The organism is [Flexibacter] sp. ATCC 35208, from assembly GCF_001975825.1.
In the GTDB taxonomy this organism is placed as follows: Bacteria; Bacteroidota; Bacteroidia; order Chitinophagales; family Chitinophagaceae; genus Chitinophaga.
Window position 1 is genome coordinate 67,288 of record NZ_MTKN01000005.1, and the last position, 17,393, is coordinate 84,680.

General features: G+C 45.7%; 16 protein-coding genes. 7 read left to right on the forward strand and 9 right to left on the reverse strand.

The window, feature by feature from the left end; genetic code table 11:
* Positions 1-162 precede the first annotated feature (162 nt).
* The 7 genes from BW716_RS05260 to hemH form a co-directional block, all read right to left on the reverse strand.
* Positions 163-1,146 (reverse strand): LysM domain-containing protein, encoded by a 984-nt coding sequence (locus tag BW716_RS05260; protein ID WP_083721478.1) that lies wholly within the window; start codon positions 1,144-1,146, stop codon positions 163-165.
* Positions 1,147-1,215: 69 nt separating this feature from the next.
* Entirely contained in the window at positions 1,216-2,598 is a 1,383-nt protein-coding gene (locus BW716_RS05265) for an RNA methyltransferase (RefSeq protein WP_083721479.1), read from the reverse strand.
* A gap of 286 nt (positions 2,599-2,884) precedes the next feature.
* Positions 2,885-4,261: an NAD(P)(+) transhydrogenase (Re/Si-specific) subunit beta gene (locus tag BW716_RS05270; protein ID WP_083721480.1), complete on the reverse strand. Its 1,377-nt coding sequence runs from the start codon at positions 4,259-4,261 to the stop codon at positions 2,885-2,887.
* 3 nt (positions 4,262-4,264) lie between these two features.
* Positions 4,265-4,576: an NAD(P) transhydrogenase subunit alpha gene (locus BW716_RS05275; protein WP_083721481.1), complete on the reverse strand. Its 312-nt coding sequence runs from the start codon at positions 4,574-4,576 to the stop codon at positions 4,265-4,267.
* Between the two features lie 7 nt (positions 4,577-4,583).
* Positions 4,584-5,699 (reverse strand): Re/Si-specific NAD(P)(+) transhydrogenase subunit alpha, encoded by a 1,116-nt coding sequence (locus BW716_RS05280; protein ID WP_083721482.1) that lies wholly within the window; start codon positions 5,697-5,699, stop codon positions 4,584-4,586.
* Between the two features lie 201 nt (positions 5,700-5,900).
* Positions 5,901-7,244 (reverse strand): protoporphyrinogen oxidase, encoded by a 1,344-nt coding sequence (gene hemG / locus BW716_RS05285; protein WP_083721483.1) that lies wholly within the window; start codon positions 7,242-7,244, stop codon positions 5,901-5,903.
* A 2-nt stretch (positions 7,245-7,246) separates the two neighbouring features.
* A complete protein-coding gene (gene hemH, locus BW716_RS05290; protein ID WP_083721484.1) occupies positions 7,247-8,284 on the reverse strand; it encodes a ferrochelatase in 1,038 nt (345 codons plus the stop codon).
* Positions 8,285-8,516: 232 nt separating this feature from the next.
* Between hemH and hemA the strand changes: the two genes are divergently transcribed.
* Genes hemA through hemL form a run of 7 tightly spaced genes read left to right on the forward strand, consistent with a single transcriptional unit; the run spans position 8,517 to position 15,626 of the window.
* Positions 8,517-9,770, forward strand: coding sequence for a glutamyl-tRNA reductase (hemA, locus tag BW716_RS05295; protein ID WP_083721485.1), 1,254 nt, complete (start codon positions 8,517-8,519; stop codon positions 9,768-9,770).
* A 5-nt stretch (positions 9,771-9,775) separates the two neighbouring features.
* Positions 9,776-10,696: a hydroxymethylbilane synthase gene (gene hemC / locus BW716_RS05300; RefSeq protein ID WP_083721486.1), complete on the forward strand. Its 921-nt coding sequence runs from the start codon at positions 9,776-9,778 to the stop codon at positions 10,694-10,696.
* On the forward strand, positions 10,686-11,387 hold the full coding sequence (locus BW716_RS05305) for a uroporphyrinogen-III synthase (RefSeq protein WP_083721487.1): 702 nt from the start codon (positions 10,686-10,688) through the stop codon (positions 11,385-11,387). Before hemC ends, BW716_RS05305 begins: the two co-directional genes overlap by 11 nt.
* 5 nt (positions 11,388-11,392) lie before the next feature.
* Positions 11,393-12,418: a uroporphyrinogen decarboxylase gene (hemE, locus tag BW716_RS05310; RefSeq protein WP_083721488.1), complete on the forward strand. Its 1,026-nt coding sequence runs from the start codon at positions 11,393-11,395 to the stop codon at positions 12,416-12,418.
* Positions 12,418-13,326: an oxygen-dependent coproporphyrinogen oxidase gene (gene hemF, locus BW716_RS05315; RefSeq protein ID WP_083721489.1), complete on the forward strand. Its 909-nt coding sequence runs from the start codon at positions 12,418-12,420 to the stop codon at positions 13,324-13,326. Before hemE ends, hemF begins: the two co-directional genes overlap by 1 nt.
* 27 nt (positions 13,327-13,353) lie before the next feature.
* Entirely contained in the window at positions 13,354-14,322 is a 969-nt protein-coding gene (gene hemB, locus BW716_RS05320; RefSeq protein ID WP_083721490.1) for a porphobilinogen synthase, read from the forward strand.
* Between the two features lie 17 nt (positions 14,323-14,339).
* Complete coding sequence (hemL, locus tag BW716_RS05325) at positions 14,340-15,626, forward strand: glutamate-1-semialdehyde 2,1-aminomutase (RefSeq protein ID WP_083721491.1); 1,287 nt, start codon at positions 14,340-14,342, stop codon at positions 15,624-15,626.
* A 139-nt stretch (positions 15,627-15,765) separates the two neighbouring features.
* Here the strand turns inward: hemL and BW716_RS05330 are convergent, their stop codons facing one another.
* Together BW716_RS05330 and BW716_RS05335 are read right to left on the reverse strand one after the other, a co-directional pair.
* Positions 15,766-16,539, reverse strand: a complete 774-nt coding sequence (locus BW716_RS05330) for a dienelactone hydrolase family protein (protein WP_083721492.1) — start codon at positions 16,537-16,539, stop codon at positions 15,766-15,768.
* A 58-nt stretch (positions 16,540-16,597) separates the two neighbouring features.
* A complete protein-coding gene (locus tag BW716_RS05335; protein ID WP_083721493.1) occupies positions 16,598-17,392 on the reverse strand; it encodes an O-methyltransferase in 795 nt (264 codons plus the stop codon).
* Between the last annotated feature and the right edge of the window lies 1 nt (position 17,393).

Here is a 17,393-nt window from a genome sequence, read left to right on the forward strand (position 1 = left end):
TGAGTCGAAAGGTTTTGCTTTTGCTGTCGCAAAAGCAAAACCTTTCGGTATAAGTTTGCGGTTCTTTGTGCTTTGTTCTTAGTTACTAACAATTAGTTCTTAGTAACTAATTCTTGGTTTCTAGTTCTTGGTTTTTAATTCTTGGTTTCTAGTTCTTGGTTTTTAATTCTCGTAGCTCAATTCACAGTAGAACTTCGGATCATTTGTACCCAATGCTTCCAGCGCTGAATCACTCAATTTAATTATCAAACCAGCATTCTGCTTGATCTGCGGAATCGTCTCCAACACTTTTGCATAAATATACTTACCATTCAGCGGGTTCGTTACTTTAATGATCGTACCGCGCTGCGCTGTATTGTGCAATGCATAATATTTACCTGCAGCTGCATTACTCTTGAACCATCCACCAGGCCCTTTTTCTGTGGTAGCATTTTTACCATTGCCCGTCTGCTGTACATACAATGATTCAAATGTAGAACCTGCGGTAGTAACTGGTTTGGTTGTTTCTGCAGGTGCAGGAGCCGGTGCTGGCGTAGATGGTGCCGGATTAGACTCTACTGGCGGAGCAGGGTTATTATTACTAACCGGAGCTGTTGGTGTAGGTGCCGGTGTGTTATTTACCGGAGCAGGCGTTGGCGCCGGCGTAGATGGTGTCGGAACTGGTGCTGGTGTAGGGTTGTGTGCAACCGCTCCACCACCGCCACCTTTCAGGTAACCGATAATCACATAGGTATCCTTCTTCAACCCATCGCCAGACATGTTGTTCCAACGACGAATATTATCCAACGGCACCTTGTTATGATTGAGACTCAGGCGATACAATGTCTCACTGGCTTCTACTTTATGATACAATGGCGCACCACCACTTGCAGCATCCGCCTTTTGCGAGAAGTTTGTACCATTCAGCGGGATCTTGACATTCTGTCCCAGCTGCAGACCTTTATCGGCAGAAATGTTATTCTCCGCAGCTATATCCTTGATAGGCAGACTGAATGTCCTGCCCAGGCTATATAAAGTTTCACCTTTTTTCACTGTGTGCAGTACGTACAGGTCAGGAGTAGTTCCCTGCACCTGGATGATATCCTGTGCATACGCGCCTGCTACTGATAATACAAGTACCGCTAATGTCATGAACGATTTTACCATACTTCGCTGTTTATACCTTTCGGGCAACTAAATTATAAATATTTTATGGTTTGAAACCTATACAGGATTTCAAGCCTGAATTTCTTTCAGAATACGGAGTTCCTTAGGATAATAATTATTGATACGGTTTGGCAATACCTTGGCCCAGCCCAGCGACATTCCTCCATATTGCATTAATGCCCATCCTTTTATAACTACAGCAATGGCAGGATCCTCTTTTCTCAGGTACTTCAATGCCTGTTCACGGGTCAATGCTACTTTTTGCACATCTCCTGCCACCAAAGGACTCATGGACAACTGGTGATCTGGTATCAGTTCCTTTGCGGCCAACTGACCTGCTTTCACGCCAGCCTTTCGCAAATATAAGTGCTGCTGCAATACGGCGACAGCTGGTTGCATCATTTCAGGGAATAATAGTACCTCGCCCTGATGCGCCATCATAAAGATGCCGTCACTGTCCTGTAACCACGGGGTTACCTTATCCCTGTCTTTTTTATCGACTGCTGTGAGTGTATGCCGTTGTTTCGTAGCGCTATATTCCTCTCCTGATTTTCTGCGGAAGCAGGTGATGAAGAACCCCTCTCCCTTTACTCTATCAGGATAAAAACGATATCCTTCTGCTGCGGTTTTTACTATGTGCCAGTCAGGTTGTAAAGGCACCGGAATATTTTCCAGCTCAAAATTAGCCTGTAACCAGTCCATGATCTCCTCATCTTCTTCCCTGCTGTAAGAGCAAGTGGCGTAGATCAGGATCCCTCCTTCTTTCAGCGCCGGCATGGCATCGGCCAGGATCCTTTGCTGTCGCTGACTACACAACATCACATTTTCTTCTGACCACTCATTGATCGCCTCCGGTTCCCTGCGAAACAACCCTGAACCAGAACAAGGCGCATCGACCACCATCACATCGAAGAAACCCGGCAACCGACCAAAATCACGGGGATCATTGTTTGTAACCACCACATTGGCAGCTCCCCACCTGGAAAGATTGTCTCCCAGCAGTGCCGCCCGGGTTTTGATCACCTCATTGGATACCAACAGGCTCTCCGGACTGATCAAAGACTGCAACAATGTAGACTTACCTCCCGGTGATGCACAAAGGTCCAGCACTTTGAGAGGAGCAGTCAGGTCACATGCCTGACGTAATACCTGTTCCAGGAACATGGAAGAAGCCTCCTGTACGTAGTAGGCCCCTGCGTGAAAATATGGATCAAATGTAAAAGATGGCCTTTCAGCCAGATAGTACCCGTCAGTCGTCCATGGGACCCGGCTGTACCCATTGGTAGCCAATTCTCCCAGTATTTTTTCTGTCGTGTCCCTATCCTTTATCTTGTTCGGATTAATACGCAGCGAAGTTACCTTTTCTTCCGCCGCATGTACACGCAAAAAAGCTGCCAAATCCATTTCAGGCAGCGAAATCAGACTATCAGTAAATTTTTTTGGAAGATCCAACCCGCTTTTTGCGGCAAAATACTGAAAATAAAGGTATGATCGGCTCAGATAAATTTAAACGGATCGAACAGGGAGATGCTGAAATCACAGAAGATCATCGGCTCTGATAGTTAAACGGATCGAACGCACACGCAGCGAACAGACTGAATGCCAACAGTAATACCAATGTTTTCAAGGGCTAATTAAATATAGTTCAGGCCGTAAGTTATATTTTTTTTGCCTGTGCTATCTCCGCTATTTACACCTGTACTATCCCCGCTATCTACACCTGCACTATCTCCATTATCTACACCTGCGCTATCTCCGCTATCAATTGCTGCATCACGGCTTTCGCATCTCCAAACAGCATCGCTGTCTTTGGCCTGAAAAACAATTCATTCTCTATGCCTGCGTAACCGGGCTTCATACTTCTTTTATTTACAATCACTGTTTTTGCACTTTCCACTTCTAATATCGGCATGCCGTAAATTGGCGAGGCAGGATCACTTTTGGCAGCCGGATTCACTACATCATTGGCGCCTAATACCAGCACCACATCTGTTGTATTGAACCGTGGATTTGCCTGTTCCATTTCCAGTAATTTCTCATAAGGTACATCTGCCTCTGCCAGCAACACATTCATATGTCCCGGCATTCGTCCTGCTACAGGATGAATGGCATATCTTACCTCTACACCTTTTTCTTCCAGCATTACTTCTAATTCATGACAGGCATGCTGCGCCTGTGCTACCGCCAATCCATAGCCAGGTACGATCATTACCTTATGAGCATAAGCTAATACCACAGCGGCATCTGACAAACTAATCTCCCTGTATGCACCCTGTTCTTTATGACTGCTTGTAGTAGTACCTCCACCAAAACTGCCGATCAATACATTCTTCAGGGAACGGTTCATTGCTTTACACATCAGTATCGTCAAAATAGTTCCCGCAGAACCTACTAATATACCGCCAGTCAACATCACCGGATTATCATACAAAAAACCGCCACAAGCCGCTGCCACACCAGTAAATGAATTCAACAATGAAATCACCACAGGCATATCCGCACCTCCTATCGGCAACACAAAAAACACGCCATATAACAGCGATAATAGTAGCACGACCAACATACACCACAACATTGTAACCGGCTGCACTCCTATTACGAATGCAGCTACGGCTACAATTACCACAAGCAATAATAGGTTGAAAATATGCTGGCCTTTGAAGGCAATGTCTTTGATCTTTCCATTTAGTTTTCCCCATGCAATCACTGATCCCGCAAATGATACGCTTCCGATAATTAATCCAGCAAATATGATCAGTAAATGCAGGCTTTCTGTTGCTGCATTTACATGCTCAAATTCTACTACTGATATCAATGCCGCACACGCACCACCCATACCATTGAATATACTTACCATCTCTGGCATTGCCGTCATCTTCACCTTCTTTGCAGACACCAATCCTATTACCCCTCCTATCAATAATCCGCCAGCGATCCACCAGAAATTATGCAGGTGTTCCCCATTACGCGTATATAAAAATATCGTACCCAATATTGCGATCGTCATCCCTCCCGCGGCTATGAGATTGCCTTTGCGGGCAGTAGCGGGATGACTTAACATTTTCAGGCCAACAATAAATGTAACAGAGCCAATCAGGTATATCAATGATAACATGAACTATTTATTTTTCTTTGACTTGAACATTTCCAGCATACGGTCCGTCACCACAAAACCACCGACTACATTCAGCGTGCCTAAGATGACAGCGAGAAAACCTAAGATCAGTGCGAGGTAATTATCTTTCTCCGCCTCTCCCATCACGATGATAGCCCCAATGATCACGACCCCATGAATGGCATTGGCACCACTCATCAGGGGTGTATGTAATACCGACGGTACACGGGAAATAACTTCTATACCCAGAAAAACGGAGAGTATCACCACATAGGTCATCTCCATATGTTGTTCGAAAAACGAAAAAAGGTCCATTGTGCTATTATTTTAATACGGCCTGTAGTCTTTCACTGGTCACTGCACCTTCGTGGGTGATACAGGCACCTTTTACGATATCGTCTTGTGGGTTATTGACTAACTGACCGTCTTTGATCAGTAGTTGCAGGAAGTTGAATACGTTCTTAGCATACAGTTTACTGGCATCAGCAGGCATGCTGGCTGCGAGGTTGGAGTCCCCAATTATTGTAATACCATTGTGCCGGATGGTGGCCTGGTCCCTGGTCAGGGCGGTGTTGCCACCTGTACCTGCGGCAAGGTCTACGATCACACTACCGGCACGCATGCTGTTAATCATATCTTCTGATACCAATATCGGTGCGCGTTTTCCGGGTATCTGTGCGGTAGTGATCACGATGTCTGCTTTGGCGATACTGGCAGCGATCAGGGCTTCCTGTTGTTGTTTGTAATCTGCTGTTTGTTCTACTGCGTAACCACCGGCATGCGAGGCATCGGCAGCGCCTTCTACGGAGATGAATTTGGCGCCGAGACTCATCACTTCTTCTCTTACTACCGGTCGGGTATCAAATACTTCGACCACGCCTCCCAGTCTGCGTGCAGTGGCAATGGCCTGTAACCCTGCCACGCCGGCGCCCAGTATCAATACTTTGGCAGGTGCAATAGTTCCTGCTGCCGTCATGAACATGGGGAAATAACGGCCATACGAGACGGCTGCTACCAATACCGCTTTGTAACCGGCAATGTTCGCCTGTGAGCTCAGTATATCCATCGATTGTGCACGCGTAGTTCGGGGTATGTTGTCCAGACTGTAAGTAGTGAGAGAATGCGCAGCCCATTGCTGCATTAATTCGTGGTGATGTAATGGTTGATAAACACCGGCTAAGATAGTGCCAGCCCGGAGTAACTGCCAATCTTCCGGCATCTGTATGCTGCATACCAAATCTGATTGTTGCAGGATCTCCTTCCTGGGCCTGACAGCGGCCCCGGCCTGTATATAGGTATCATCGGCATAAAAAGCGGCTGCGCCCGCATCTGGTTCTACCCAAACAGTTACGCCCTGTTTTCCCAGCTGCTTTACTATGTCCGGTACTAAAGAAACCCTTTTTTCTGGTAGCTGTTCTTTTAGAACCCCTATGATCATTCAGTGGAATTTATGTACTGAATGTACGGTTCTTTTTTGCCATAAACAAAAACGCATTTTATAAAAAAAGAGGGTGTATCTGAAATTAGAACACCCTCTTTTAATTCGGATACCTGATGAAGCCAGATTCCATTTTATGCGTTTCTCAGGAGTTTCATTTATTTATGATACCCCCCTCGAAAGGATAGCCTGCGGCCGGCTTTAAAAAATCCGCGCTACAATAGCTTTCGCCCCTGTTATGATTCCGGGGATAGATACTCCCGTCACATAATTTCCTGCTATTATTATTCCCGGGTATTTTTCTTCAAATGATTTGATCTGTTGTCTGGTAGCTGCAAAGCCTACATTCAATTGCGGAATGGCTTTGTGCCACTCACTGAATTTTTGTAATTCAGGAGGCGTGGTCAATCCCAGCAATGCCATGAATTCTTTTACCACAGTTTGTTGCAATTGTACAGTTCCCATCTGCTCAAACAGAGATTCCTGCTGTGCACCACCTATGAATACTGTAAACAATACCTTTCCCTCCGGTGCCCTTGATGGGAATACCGCTGAATTACAAATAGCTCCCAGGAAATGTTTCTGCTCCGCATGTGGTACCAGGAAACCAAAGCCTTCAGGAATTTTGTCCTTTGCTTCCTGTCCAAAACCAAGGTGCAGTACACCCATATGTGGATAATGGAGATCTTTTAATGTAGCAGACAAGCCTGCATCGAAACCTGCAATCGCACCCGCTGTGGCATAAGATGGCGTGGTAAAGATCACATGCCCCGCATTCAGCATCTGTGTTTGTCCATTTTCCTCATACTGCACGATGTAATCAGTCGCTCCTTTGGTAATACCGGTTACCCTGCACGCCAGTTTTACTTCTGTTTGTAACAGTGATACCAGTCGCTCAGGCAATACCTGGTTACCTCCTTTGAAAGCAATGATCTTACGCCCCCCCATTTCGCCTTTGCTCTTCATCATACCTTTGGTCACACTACCATAGGTTTTTTCCCACTTTGGCAAAATGGGCAGCACTTCCTGTATAGATAATTTATCAGGATTACCTGCATAAATACCAGACAAAACCGGTTCAAATACATACTCCATGATCTCCGTACCAAAACGACGGGTCACAAAAGAAGTAACCGATTCTTCGGTTGTCGTTTTATCTGCTTTGCGGAAACTCTCCGTGAACAATCGCCACTTAGCGCCACCGCTTACATATTTCGAACTGATAATCTTCGCCGGGTTGGGCGAAATACCATGTAACTGTCCGTTCCTTACAAGAAAACGATTCTTACTGGCAGCCGTCGCTTCCATCACTACATCTTTCAATCCGATCTCTTCAAGAAACGACAATGTATCAGGTGTAGCACCAATAGAATTAGGTCCTGCATCCAGCTCATAGCCATCGATATGCAAAGAGCGGATCACGCCTCCGGCCTTATCTCCTGCCTCCAGTATCTGATAAGGGATTCCTTTTTTCTGTAACTCGTAGGCGATGCTTAGCCCGGCTATACCGGCGCCTACAATGATAACAGGTTGTTGTGTATCCATGATTAATTATTGGCTTGCAACGCCCCCATCCACTTCACGATTGCCTGCACCCACAGTGGGTGTATGTTCAAACAGGGGATCATAGTGAAACTATCTCCACCGCTACTGATAAAAGAATGCTTTCCTTCCACCGCTATTTCTTCCAGCGTTTCAAGGCAATCGGATACGAAAGCCGGACAGGCTACCAGCAGGCGTTTTACACCTTGCTTTGGCAACTCTTCCAGTTTTACAGCCGTGTATGGCTTGAGCCATTCTTCCCTTCCCAGTCTGGACTGGAAGGATACACTCCATTTCTCCCGTGGAATTTTCAGTTTTTCTGCTACCAGTTCTGCAGTAATATGTACCTGATGACGATAACAATAATCATGCGCCGGTGAATCTACATGACAACAATCCGCTACCTGCAGGCAATGTTTACCTGTGATATCGCCTTTGTGTATATGCCTTTCCGGTACGCCATGATAACTGAACAGCAGGTGGTCAAAGTCCTTCGTTACGTAAGGACGCATGCTCTCTGCCAGTGCATTGATGTAATCAGGTTCTTTATAATAAGGAGGTACGACCGTGAGTTTGAACGGGTACTTCTTCTTTTTATGTACGCTCTTCGCATGCTCTACCGCCGTTTCATAAGATGACATGGCATAGTGCGGGTACAGCGGCAGTAATACCACTTCTTTCAGGTTGGGATTCTGCTTCAACAGATTTTCGTAGGCCGCTTCCTGAGAGGGATTACCATAACGCATCGCTATCTCTACGGGCATATCCAGGTCGTGGCGTACAGCATTCTGCAATTGCTTTGTCAACACGATCAGGGGAGAGCCTTCCGGCCACCAGATAGACTGATATGCCTCAGCGGACTTCGGCGCGCGCCGGGGTACTATGATACCTTTGATCAGCAATAAACGGAACAGGTAAGGGTAATCGATCACCCTTTTGTCCATCAGAAATTCATTTAAATATCGCTTCACATCAGGTACTGCGGTAGAATCCGGTGACCCCAGGTTCATCAGAATAATTCCTATATCAGATTTAGCTTCCATAGACTCTTTAAAAATTGATGCAAATGTAATAGGTTTGGTGCCCTGAAAATGTCATACAATTGTTGAAATAACTGATTAAGGCTCATCTGACCAGAATTAACACACAAACTGATAAAAATCATTTTTCTGCTAAACCTGATCACCATCAGTGGAAATGACTAACTAATGACAGCCTGATGCCTGATGTTGCATCGTATGAATGTATTTTTGCACCGGAAGCTTATAATAAACAATGCAGGGTAGTCAATCAAAGGATATAGCCCATTATCATATAGTTGGTATCAACTATAAAAAGACAGATGCAGCTATAAGGGGGTCGTTCGCAATTAATCAGGCACAATACGGGCAATTGCTCGAGCAGGCAAAAACTGCGTACCTCGATGATGTGTTCGTACTCTCCACTTGTAACAGAACAGAGATCTATGGCTTTGCTGAAGATCCACAACAACTGGTAGAAATGGTGTGTCGTCAGACTGATGGCGATTGCAACCTTTTCAGCCAGCTCTCCTATGTTAAATCAGGCGAAGAAGCCATCAAGCACCTGTACCAGGTAGGTACCGGTCTCGATTCTCAGATCCTGGGTGACTATGAAATCATCGGTCAGATCCGTAACGCTACAAGATTTGCAAAAACCAACGGATGCCTTGGCGGTTTCCAGGAGCGACTTGTAAATAGTGTACTGCAGGTATCAAAACTGATTAAGAATGAAACCGCCCTCAGTGCCGGTACCGTATCTGTCGCTTTTGCCGCTGTACGTATGCTGGAATATAAGGTGCCGGACATTCTCAATAAAAAGATTTTACTGGTAGGTGTAGGAAAGATAGGGCGTAATACCATTAAGAATATGATGGATTACCTCGGGGTAACCGATGTGACACTGGTGAACAGAACACTCGCTACTGCCGAAGAATTCGCCAGACAACACGGGCTACGCCACGCTCCCTACGAGCACCTGGCAGAAGAGCTGAACAGAGCCGATATTATTCTGGTAGCCTCCAATGCACCGGAACCCAATATCCTCAAACAACACTTTGAAAGTGCAGGTCCTAAATTAATTATCGACCTCTCTATTCCTTTCAATGTGGCACCGGATGTCAGTGAACTCCCACATATTTCTCTGGTAAACGTAGATGAATTGTCTAAGATACAGGACGAAACATTGCAGATGCGCCAGCAGGAAGTGCCAAAAGCACTCTCTATTATAGAAGAGCATATGAACGAGTTCCTCTACTGGTACAAAATGCGTAAGCATGCAGTCGTACTCAAAGCCGTAAAAGATAAGCTACAGGAAATCCATACCAAAGAGATCCGGGAGCAAAAAAACGGCGCACAATATAAACTGGAAGATATGGAAGCTGTCTCGTCGCGTATCATCCAGAAAATGATCAACCTGATGGCTGGAAAGGTGCGCCGGGAAACAGATAAAAGTGATCAGTACATCGCGATGATCAACGATATATTTGAGGCAGGAGTTAAGCAGGATTAATCATAATGAGTAAAGAAATTAAGATCGGCACAAGGGAAAGCCAGCTCGCACTGTGGCAGGCTAATAAAGTTAAAGACCTTCTGGAAGCACAGGGATACTCCACTGTGCTGGTGCCTATAAAAAGCGAAGGCGATATAGACCTCGTCACTCCACTGTATGAGATAGGCGTACAAGGCATATTCACCAAAAGCCTTGATATCGCATTGCTGAACGGACGAATTGATATCGCCGTACATTCTCTCAAAGACGTTCCCACTCAACTGCCTACAGGTATTATACAGGCCGCTGTTCTTGAAAGAGGCCCTGTAAAGGACCTGCTGGTATATAAAACAGATACCGCTTTCCTGGATCAACCGGAATATGTTGCGAATATCGCTACCAGTAGCGTACGTCGTAAAGCACAATGGTTGCGTAAATATCCACAGCATCAGCTCCATAACCTGCGAGGTAATGTGAATACACGCCTGCAGAAACTGGCTGCTGAACACTGGGATGGCGCCATCTTTGCTACTGCTGGCCTGGAAAGAATTGGTGTACGCCCCTCTACTTCTGTAGAGATAGACTGGATGCTGCCGGCACCTGCACAGGGTGCAGTGGTGTCTGTGTGCCGTGAGAATGATGATTACTGCCGCCAGGCACTGGAAGCACTGAATGATCTGTCGACTGCATTGTGCACACGTATTGAACGCGACTTCTTACGTACGCTGATGGGTGGTTGTACCACTCCGATCAGTGCATATGCATCTATTAAAGATGGAGTGGTGGAATTCAATGGTGAGCTGTGTAGTCTGAATGGGGACACGTTGCTGAGTATTGCTGATCGTGCGCCTTTGGAAGAGGCGGCGGTTATTGGGAAGCGTGCTGCTGAAAAAATTCTCACACAAGGTGGGGATAAAATTGTAGCGCAGATAAAAAATGGCAAATAAGTACAACATATTAAGTACAAAAACGCTACCGGCTATTCTTCATGAATTAGCTGAGGAAAATGATGCCCAGCTTCGCATACATGGTTTTGTAGAGATAGCACCCATTTTCATTTCTCCTGAATTTCGGGAAGAAATCAATCAGCTGATACAAACATGCAATGTCACCGTTTTTACCAGCGCAAATGCTGTGTTAAGTATTAAAGGTGTTACTGCTCCCACACAAGTCTGTTGCCTGTCAGGCAACACGCTCGAAACTGTTCAAAAAATATTTCCAAAGGCTACCATCGTTGCCACCGCCGATCATGCAGCGGAACTGGCCCATCAAATGATCGCCACCCGCAATATCCATTCTGCTGTTTTTTTCTGCGGCAACAAACGTCGTGATACACTGCCGGATCTGCTTCAACAACATCAGATCGATCTGAAGGAAGTCGTAGTCTATGAAACGATTCCTGTCCCGGTTCCCATTGAGGGACATATTGATGGGGTGCTTTTTTTCAGCCCCAGTGGCGTAGAATCCTATTTTCATTATAATCAACTGGCACCAGATACGGTTTGCTTCGCTATCGGGCAGACTACCGGCGATGCGCTGAAAGCATATACCAGTCAGGTAGTCGTGATGAATGAAGAAAAACCATCGGCAAAGAACCTGCTACAACTTGCAATAACTTATTTTAAAAATCATAACTGAGACTAATGAGTGCATTAAAGAATGACCTTTTACTGAGAGCTTTACGCGGAGAAAAAACGGAACGTACACCTGTATGGATGATGCGCCAGGCCGGCCGTTATCTCCCTGATTATATCAAGCTGCGGGAAAAATATTCCTTCTTTGAACGCTGTATGAAACCTGAACTGGCTACAGAAATCACTGTGATGCCTGTACACCAGGTAGGCGTTGATGCTGCCATTATCTTCTCCGACATTCTCGTGGTACCTCAGGCTATGGGCCTCGAAGTACAACTGATCGAAAAAACCGGCCCGGTTTTACCAGATCCGATCAGAACCGTGGAAGACATGAAAAGGATCTGCGTTCCCGATGTAAATGATAAACTCGGTTATGTATTCGATGCCCTGCGCATGACCAAACAGGCACTGGATGGTGCTGTTCCTTTGATCGGTTTTGCAGGTGCACCATGGACCCTGCTCTGCTATATGGTACAAGGCCGTGGTTCCAAAACATTTGATGGTGCAAAGCAATTCTGCTATCAGCAACCAGCAGTGGCACATCAGCTGCTGCAAATGATCACAGATACTACCATCATCTATCTGAAAGAACAGGTGAAAGCCGGTGCTGACCTCGTACAGATCTTTGATTCATGGGGTGGTATGCTGAGCCCTGAAGACTTCGAAATTTTCTCTCTTCAATATATGCGCCAGATCGTAGCTGCGCTGAAAGATGTTTGTCCTACCATTCTCTTTGCAAAAGGAGCCTGGTTCGCACTGGAAGAAATGGCTGCAACCGGTGCCCATGGCCTCGGTATTGACTGGTGCATCAAACCTGAACTGGCAAGACAGTTTGCAGGTCCGAACGTAACTTTGCAGGGCAATTTCGATCCTGCCAAATTACTGGCACCTATTCCGGAAATCGAAAAAGCAGTGAAGAACATGCTGAAAAGCTTTGGTGGCCACAGACATATCGCCAACCTGGGACACGGCATTCTGCCAAACGTTCCGGTAGACCATGCAAAAGCATTTGTTGAGACTGTAAAAGCGTACTAATGAGCGTTAAAGAAAAGTTCATTTCCTTTATACATCAGCTGCAGGATGATATCTGTGCAGCATTGGAAAAGATTGATGGGAAAGCGACCTTCCGCGAAGATCGCTGGGAACGCCCTGGTGGCGGTGGTGGTAAAACCCGCGTGATCGTAGATGGTAATGTGTTTGAGAAAGGTGGTGTAAACACTTCGGTCGTAGAAGGAGAATTGCCGGAAGTAATGGCGAAACAGTTTGGTGTAACCGGCGGTCAGTTTATGGCCTGTGGTATCTCGCTGGTAATCCATCCGCTCAATCCTTATGTACCTACTGTACATGCCAACTGGCGCTACTTTGAGCTGTACGATGCACAGGGTAATATAAAAGATAGCTGGTTTGGTGGTGGGGCGGATCTCACGCCTTATTATATGGATGAAGAAGATGGCAAACACTTCCATCGCACATTCAAAAATGCCTGCGATCCTTTTGGCGCAGCATTGTATCCGCTCTATAAAAAACAATGCGATGAATACTTTGTAAACAAACATCGCAATAATGAAACACGCGGCATAGGCGGTATCTTCTACGATTACCTCCGCCCTGATGCCGGCAGAACTGCGGAAGACTTATATCGTTTTTCCAAAGCTACCGGAGAAGCTTTTATTCCCGCTTACCTGCCCATCGTGGAAAAGACAAAAGATTTACCTTACACCACTGCCAATAAAGACTGGCAGGAATACAGGAGAGGTCGTTATGTAGAGTTCAACCTGATCCATGACAGAGGTACTTTATTTGGTCTTAAAACCAATGGCAGAATTGAATCTATCTTAATGAGCTTACCACCCAGGGCCCGCTGGGAGTACGATTATCACCCGGAACCAGGTAGTGCTGAAGCCAGGATGGTGGAATACCTGCAACCCCGTGAATGGGCATAAATTGCTAACTACAAAAACAGAGATAATATGATTCGCCGTAACAGAATTTTGAGAGCTACTCCCGCCATACGTGCTATGGTTGCGGAAACGATTTTAAGGCCGAGCGATTTCATTGCCCCCTTATTCATTGTAGAGGGGAAAAATGTGAAGGAAGAGATCATTTCCATGCCGGGTTATTTCCGGTATTCATTGGATCTGATCGTAGAAGAGGTAAAAGAATTGTGGAGCCTGGGTATTAAGAGTGTGTTGCTGTTCGTAATGGTTCCTGATAACCTGAAAGATAATAAAGGTACAGAAGCAGTAAATCCGGATGGATTGATGCAGCGTAGCATCAAAGCCATCAAGGAAGCAGTTCCTGGAATCGTTGTGATGACGGATGTGGCATTGGATCCTTATTCCATCTATGGTCATGATGGTATCGTAGAGAATGAGCAGATCGTAAACGATGCGACTGTGGAAGTACTGACCCGCATGAGCCTCAGCCATGCACAGGCAGGTGCTGACTTCGTAGCCCCAAGTGATATGATGGACGGCCGTATTCTGGCTATCCGCAACATCCTGGAAGAAAATAATTTTACCAAGGTAGGTATCATGGCATATAGTGCAAAATACGCTTCCTGTTTCTATGGTCCGTTCCGCGATGCACTGGATTCTGCACCAGGTTTTGGTGACAAGAAAACTTACCAGATGGATTATGCAAACTCCACAGAAGCAATCCTGGAAACACTGCAGGATATAGAACAAGGCGCGGATATTGTAATGGTAAAACCAGCATTGGCTTACCTGGATATTATCCGTATTTTGAAAGATAATGTACATGTACCGATCAGCGCTTACCATGTAAGTGGAGAGTACGCCATGATCAAGGCTGCTGCACAAAAAGGATGGCTGGATGAGAACAAGACCATACTGGAAACACTGACCAGCATCAAGCGTGCAGGAGCCAGCCTGATTGCTACTTATTTTGCGAAAGACGCAGCTAAATTATTACAATAAACAGCTTAACTACTACCATGTACGAGCAAAGCAAGAAATTTTTCGAACACGCTAAAAATGTCATTCCCGGTGGTGTAAACTCCCCGGTACGCGCATTCAAAAGTGTAGGCGGTACGCCTATCTTTATGAAGAGTGCTAAGGGAGCTTACCTCTACGATGTAGATGGCAACCGCTATATTGATTATATCAATTCATGGGGACCAATGATCCTGGGTCATGCGTATGAACCAGTGATAAAAGCCATCCAGGAATATGCGGGCTATTCCACTTCTTTCGGTGCGCCGACAGAACTGGAGACTAAGATTGCGGAGCTGATCGTGCGCATGGTACCGAATATTGAAATGGTACGTATGGTGAACTCAGGTACAGAAGCCTGTATGTCAGCCATGCGTGTAGCCAGGGGTTATACAGGCCGCAATAAGTTCATCAAATTCACCGGTAACTACCATGGCCATGCCGATGCATTTCTTGTAAATGCAGGCAGTGGAGTGGCTACTTTAGGTATACAATCTGTGCCTGGAGTTACGCAATCTGTTGCAGAAGATACGTTGACCGTTCCTTACAATAATTTACCGGCTGTGGAAAATTTAGTGAAGGAATATCCTGACCAGATAGCAGCTATTATCGTAGAACCAGTAGCGGGAAACATGGGCTGTATCCTTCCCCAGCAAGGTTTTTTGGATGGCCTTCGTTACATCTGCGACGAGCACAATATACTGCTCATCTTCGACGAGGTAATGACAGGTTTCCGTTTGGCCAGAGGAGGTGCGCAGGAACTGTTCAATATTAAAGCAGATTTGGTTACCTTTGGCAAGATAATTGGCGCAGGGATGCCTGTAGGTGCTTTCGCCGGACGTAAGGAAATCATGGAAAATGTTGCGCCAGCGGGTAAAGTCTATCAGGCTGGAACATTGAGCGGCAATCCTATAGCCATGATAGCTGGTTATACACTGTTGCAGACGTTAAACGACAATCCTGACATTTACCGGCAATTGGCAGAAAAAACAGCATACCTCTCAGGTGGTTTACAATCAGTATTAAATGCGGCTGGCATCGTTCATCAGGTAAATAGCATTGGTTCAATGCTGAGTGTGCATTTCGCAGAATATCCTATTATTGATTTTGACGCAGCCTCTGGCGCAAACAACGAATTATTTAAGCGTTTCTTCCATACTATGCTGGAAAAAGGTATTTACCTGCCTCCTTCCGCATTCGAAAGCTGGTTCGTAAGTAATGCTTTGACAATCGAAGATCTGGACGAAACAATTGCAGCCGCAAAAAGCGCAATTGCGTCCCTGAAATAGTTAACAATTCAAATCCTGTGCAGAGTGGAAAAACGCCCCGGTCAAGTCGGGGCGTTTATTTTTTTATTTACACTTGTGTCAGCGTTTTTTATTTACGCTTGTGAGTGCGTTTCTTTATTTTCACTGGTAAGAGCGCTTTTTATTTACGCTTGTGTGAGAGTAACCACGGTATTAAATCCGGTTCGGCAAAAGCATTGTCCCAGCTATTGTGACCTACACCCGGGTATTCTGAATATTTTACTTCAGCTTTCAATCCTTTCAGTGCTGCATAATAATCCCTTGAACCTTTCACAGGTACGGCAGGATCTGCATCTCCATGGAATATCCAGACAGGCACCGTTTTGAATTTCTTTGCATTTTCCACATTACCTGCACCGCAGATGGGGAAGCCAGCCGCCCACTTTTGCGGGTAGCGTGCCAGCAGGTCGAATGTACCCATGCCTCCCAGCGATAATCCGCCGATATAGACTTTCTTAGTATCGATCTTGCCTGTTTTATTTAAACTGTCTACCAACTCTCCTACTAATCTGCCAGATGCGGTAGGGGGTGCATCAGCGGGGAACATACGGCCATTACCTGAGCGTTCGAACGGCCCCCAGGTAGAATCGTTGGGAAGTTGCGGGAAGATGACGAAGGCAGGGTATTTATCACGAATGGAGTCTTTTAAAAAAAGTGCACCCCCATGTGTGAGTTGGGCCGCATTGTCACGGCCACGTTCACCTGATCCATGCAGGAATACGATGAGGGGGTATTTTTTGTGGATATCGTAGTGTAAAGGTGTGAGCATACGGTAGCGAAGGGTATCACCATTGTGAATGTATTCTTCGTAACTGTATGCGCTGTAATCGGGTGTCTGTGCTTTGGCGAAAGATACTATTATGCATAGCAGCAGGGTACAAATTGTTTTCATCATGGAATAAACGTTATGCACCTAAAGTAATAAAAAAGGGGATCGATTGATCCCCTTTTTCTTAATATTTCAATACAAAGTGTTGTTTTATCTTCATATCCGGCAGGAAAAACACCAAACCGATAAAGAACAAATCGATCGTAAAGGTTACCCGTGGATGATCCTGGATCGTTTTCCATGCTTTCTCCATATCCTCCGTCCAGTGAATATCATCGAAGATAAAAATGGAATGATCATGTGCTTTGGCGAGACACTGTTCAAAGTATTCCAGTGTAGGTACAGAGCGATGGTTCCCATCAATGAATACATAGTCTACCTGTGGCAACTCATCCAGCACACCTGCCAGTACATGGTCAAAATTTCCTACCCGCTGGGTGATATTCTGTAATCCCAGTGACTGAAAATTTTTCCCTGCCTTTGCCGCAATATTCGGACAACCTTCTATCGTATAGACTTTCGCATCCGGTGCGGCTGCCTTTGCCATATAAGAAGTAGACAACCCCATAGAAGTACCCAGTTCCAGTAAATACTTTGGCTGGTAATATTGAATGAGTCTGTAAAATAACTGTCCGAACCTAGGCGGCTTGGCCGCATGCTTTGTAATATCTCTCACTGCCCGCTCATTGCCGGCATTCATAAGCGACCCTGCACCCAGATCGGTGACCTGCAGGGTTTCATTACTCTTTAACAGCTCTTTCCGCAGTTGTTCAACTACTTTAAAATCCGCAGGTTGGCTTTTATCCCTCAGTACATCTTCTATCATAGCGTACACAAACGGAGAGTGCACATCATGCCGGTTACCGGCTGTGAAGTAGTAATTCAGGTATTTTTTAGCAAGTTGCCACTGTACATTCATC

Bases quoted from the DNA above. Each gene is read 5' to 3' on its own strand.
- BW716_RS05260 (WP_083721478.1), bottom strand. From the start codon at position 1,146: ATGGTAAAATCGTTCATGACATTAGCGGTACTTGTATTATCAGTAGCA.
- BW716_RS05270 (WP_083721480.1), bottom strand. From the start codon at position 4,261: ATGTTATCATTGATATACCTGATTGGCTCTGTTACATTTATTGTTGGC.
- BW716_RS05275 (WP_083721481.1), bottom strand. From the start codon at position 4,576: ATGGACCTTTTTTCGTTTTTCGAACAACATATGGAGATGACCTATGTG.
- BW716_RS05280 (WP_083721482.1), bottom strand. From the start codon at position 5,699: ATGATCATAGGGGTTCTAAAAGAACAGCTACCAGAAAAAAGGGTTTCT.
- hemG (WP_083721483.1), bottom strand. From the start codon at position 7,244: ATGGATACACAACAACCTGTTATCATTGTAGGCGCCGGTATAGCCGGG.
- hemH (WP_083721484.1), bottom strand. From the start codon at position 8,284: ATGGAAGCTAAATCTGATATAGGAATTATTCTGATGAACCTGGGGTCA.
- hemA (WP_083721485.1), top strand. From the start codon at position 8,517: ATGCAGGGTAGTCAATCAAAGGATATAGCCCATTATCATATAGTTGGT.
- hemC (WP_083721486.1), top strand. From the start codon at position 9,776: ATGAGTAAAGAAATTAAGATCGGCACAAGGGAAAGCCAGCTCGCACTG.
- BW716_RS05305 (WP_083721487.1), top strand. From the start codon at position 10,686: ATGGCAAATAAGTACAACATATTAAGTACAAAAACGCTACCGGCTATT.
- hemE (WP_083721488.1), top strand. From the start codon at position 11,393: ATGAGTGCATTAAAGAATGACCTTTTACTGAGAGCTTTACGCGGAGAA.
- hemF (WP_083721489.1), top strand. From the start codon at position 12,418: ATGAGCGTTAAAGAAAAGTTCATTTCCTTTATACATCAGCTGCAGGAT.
- hemB (WP_083721490.1), top strand. From the start codon at position 13,354: ATGATTCGCCGTAACAGAATTTTGAGAGCTACTCCCGCCATACGTGCT.
- hemL (WP_083721491.1), top strand. From the start codon at position 14,340: ATGTACGAGCAAAGCAAGAAATTTTTCGAACACGCTAAAAATGTCATT.
- BW716_RS05330 (WP_083721492.1), bottom strand. From the start codon at position 16,539: ATGATGAAAACAATTTGTACCCTGCTGCTATGCATAATAGTATCTTTC.
- BW716_RS05335 (WP_083721493.1), bottom strand. From the start codon at position 17,392: ATGAATGTACAGTGGCAACTTGCTAAAAAATACCTGAATTACTACTTC.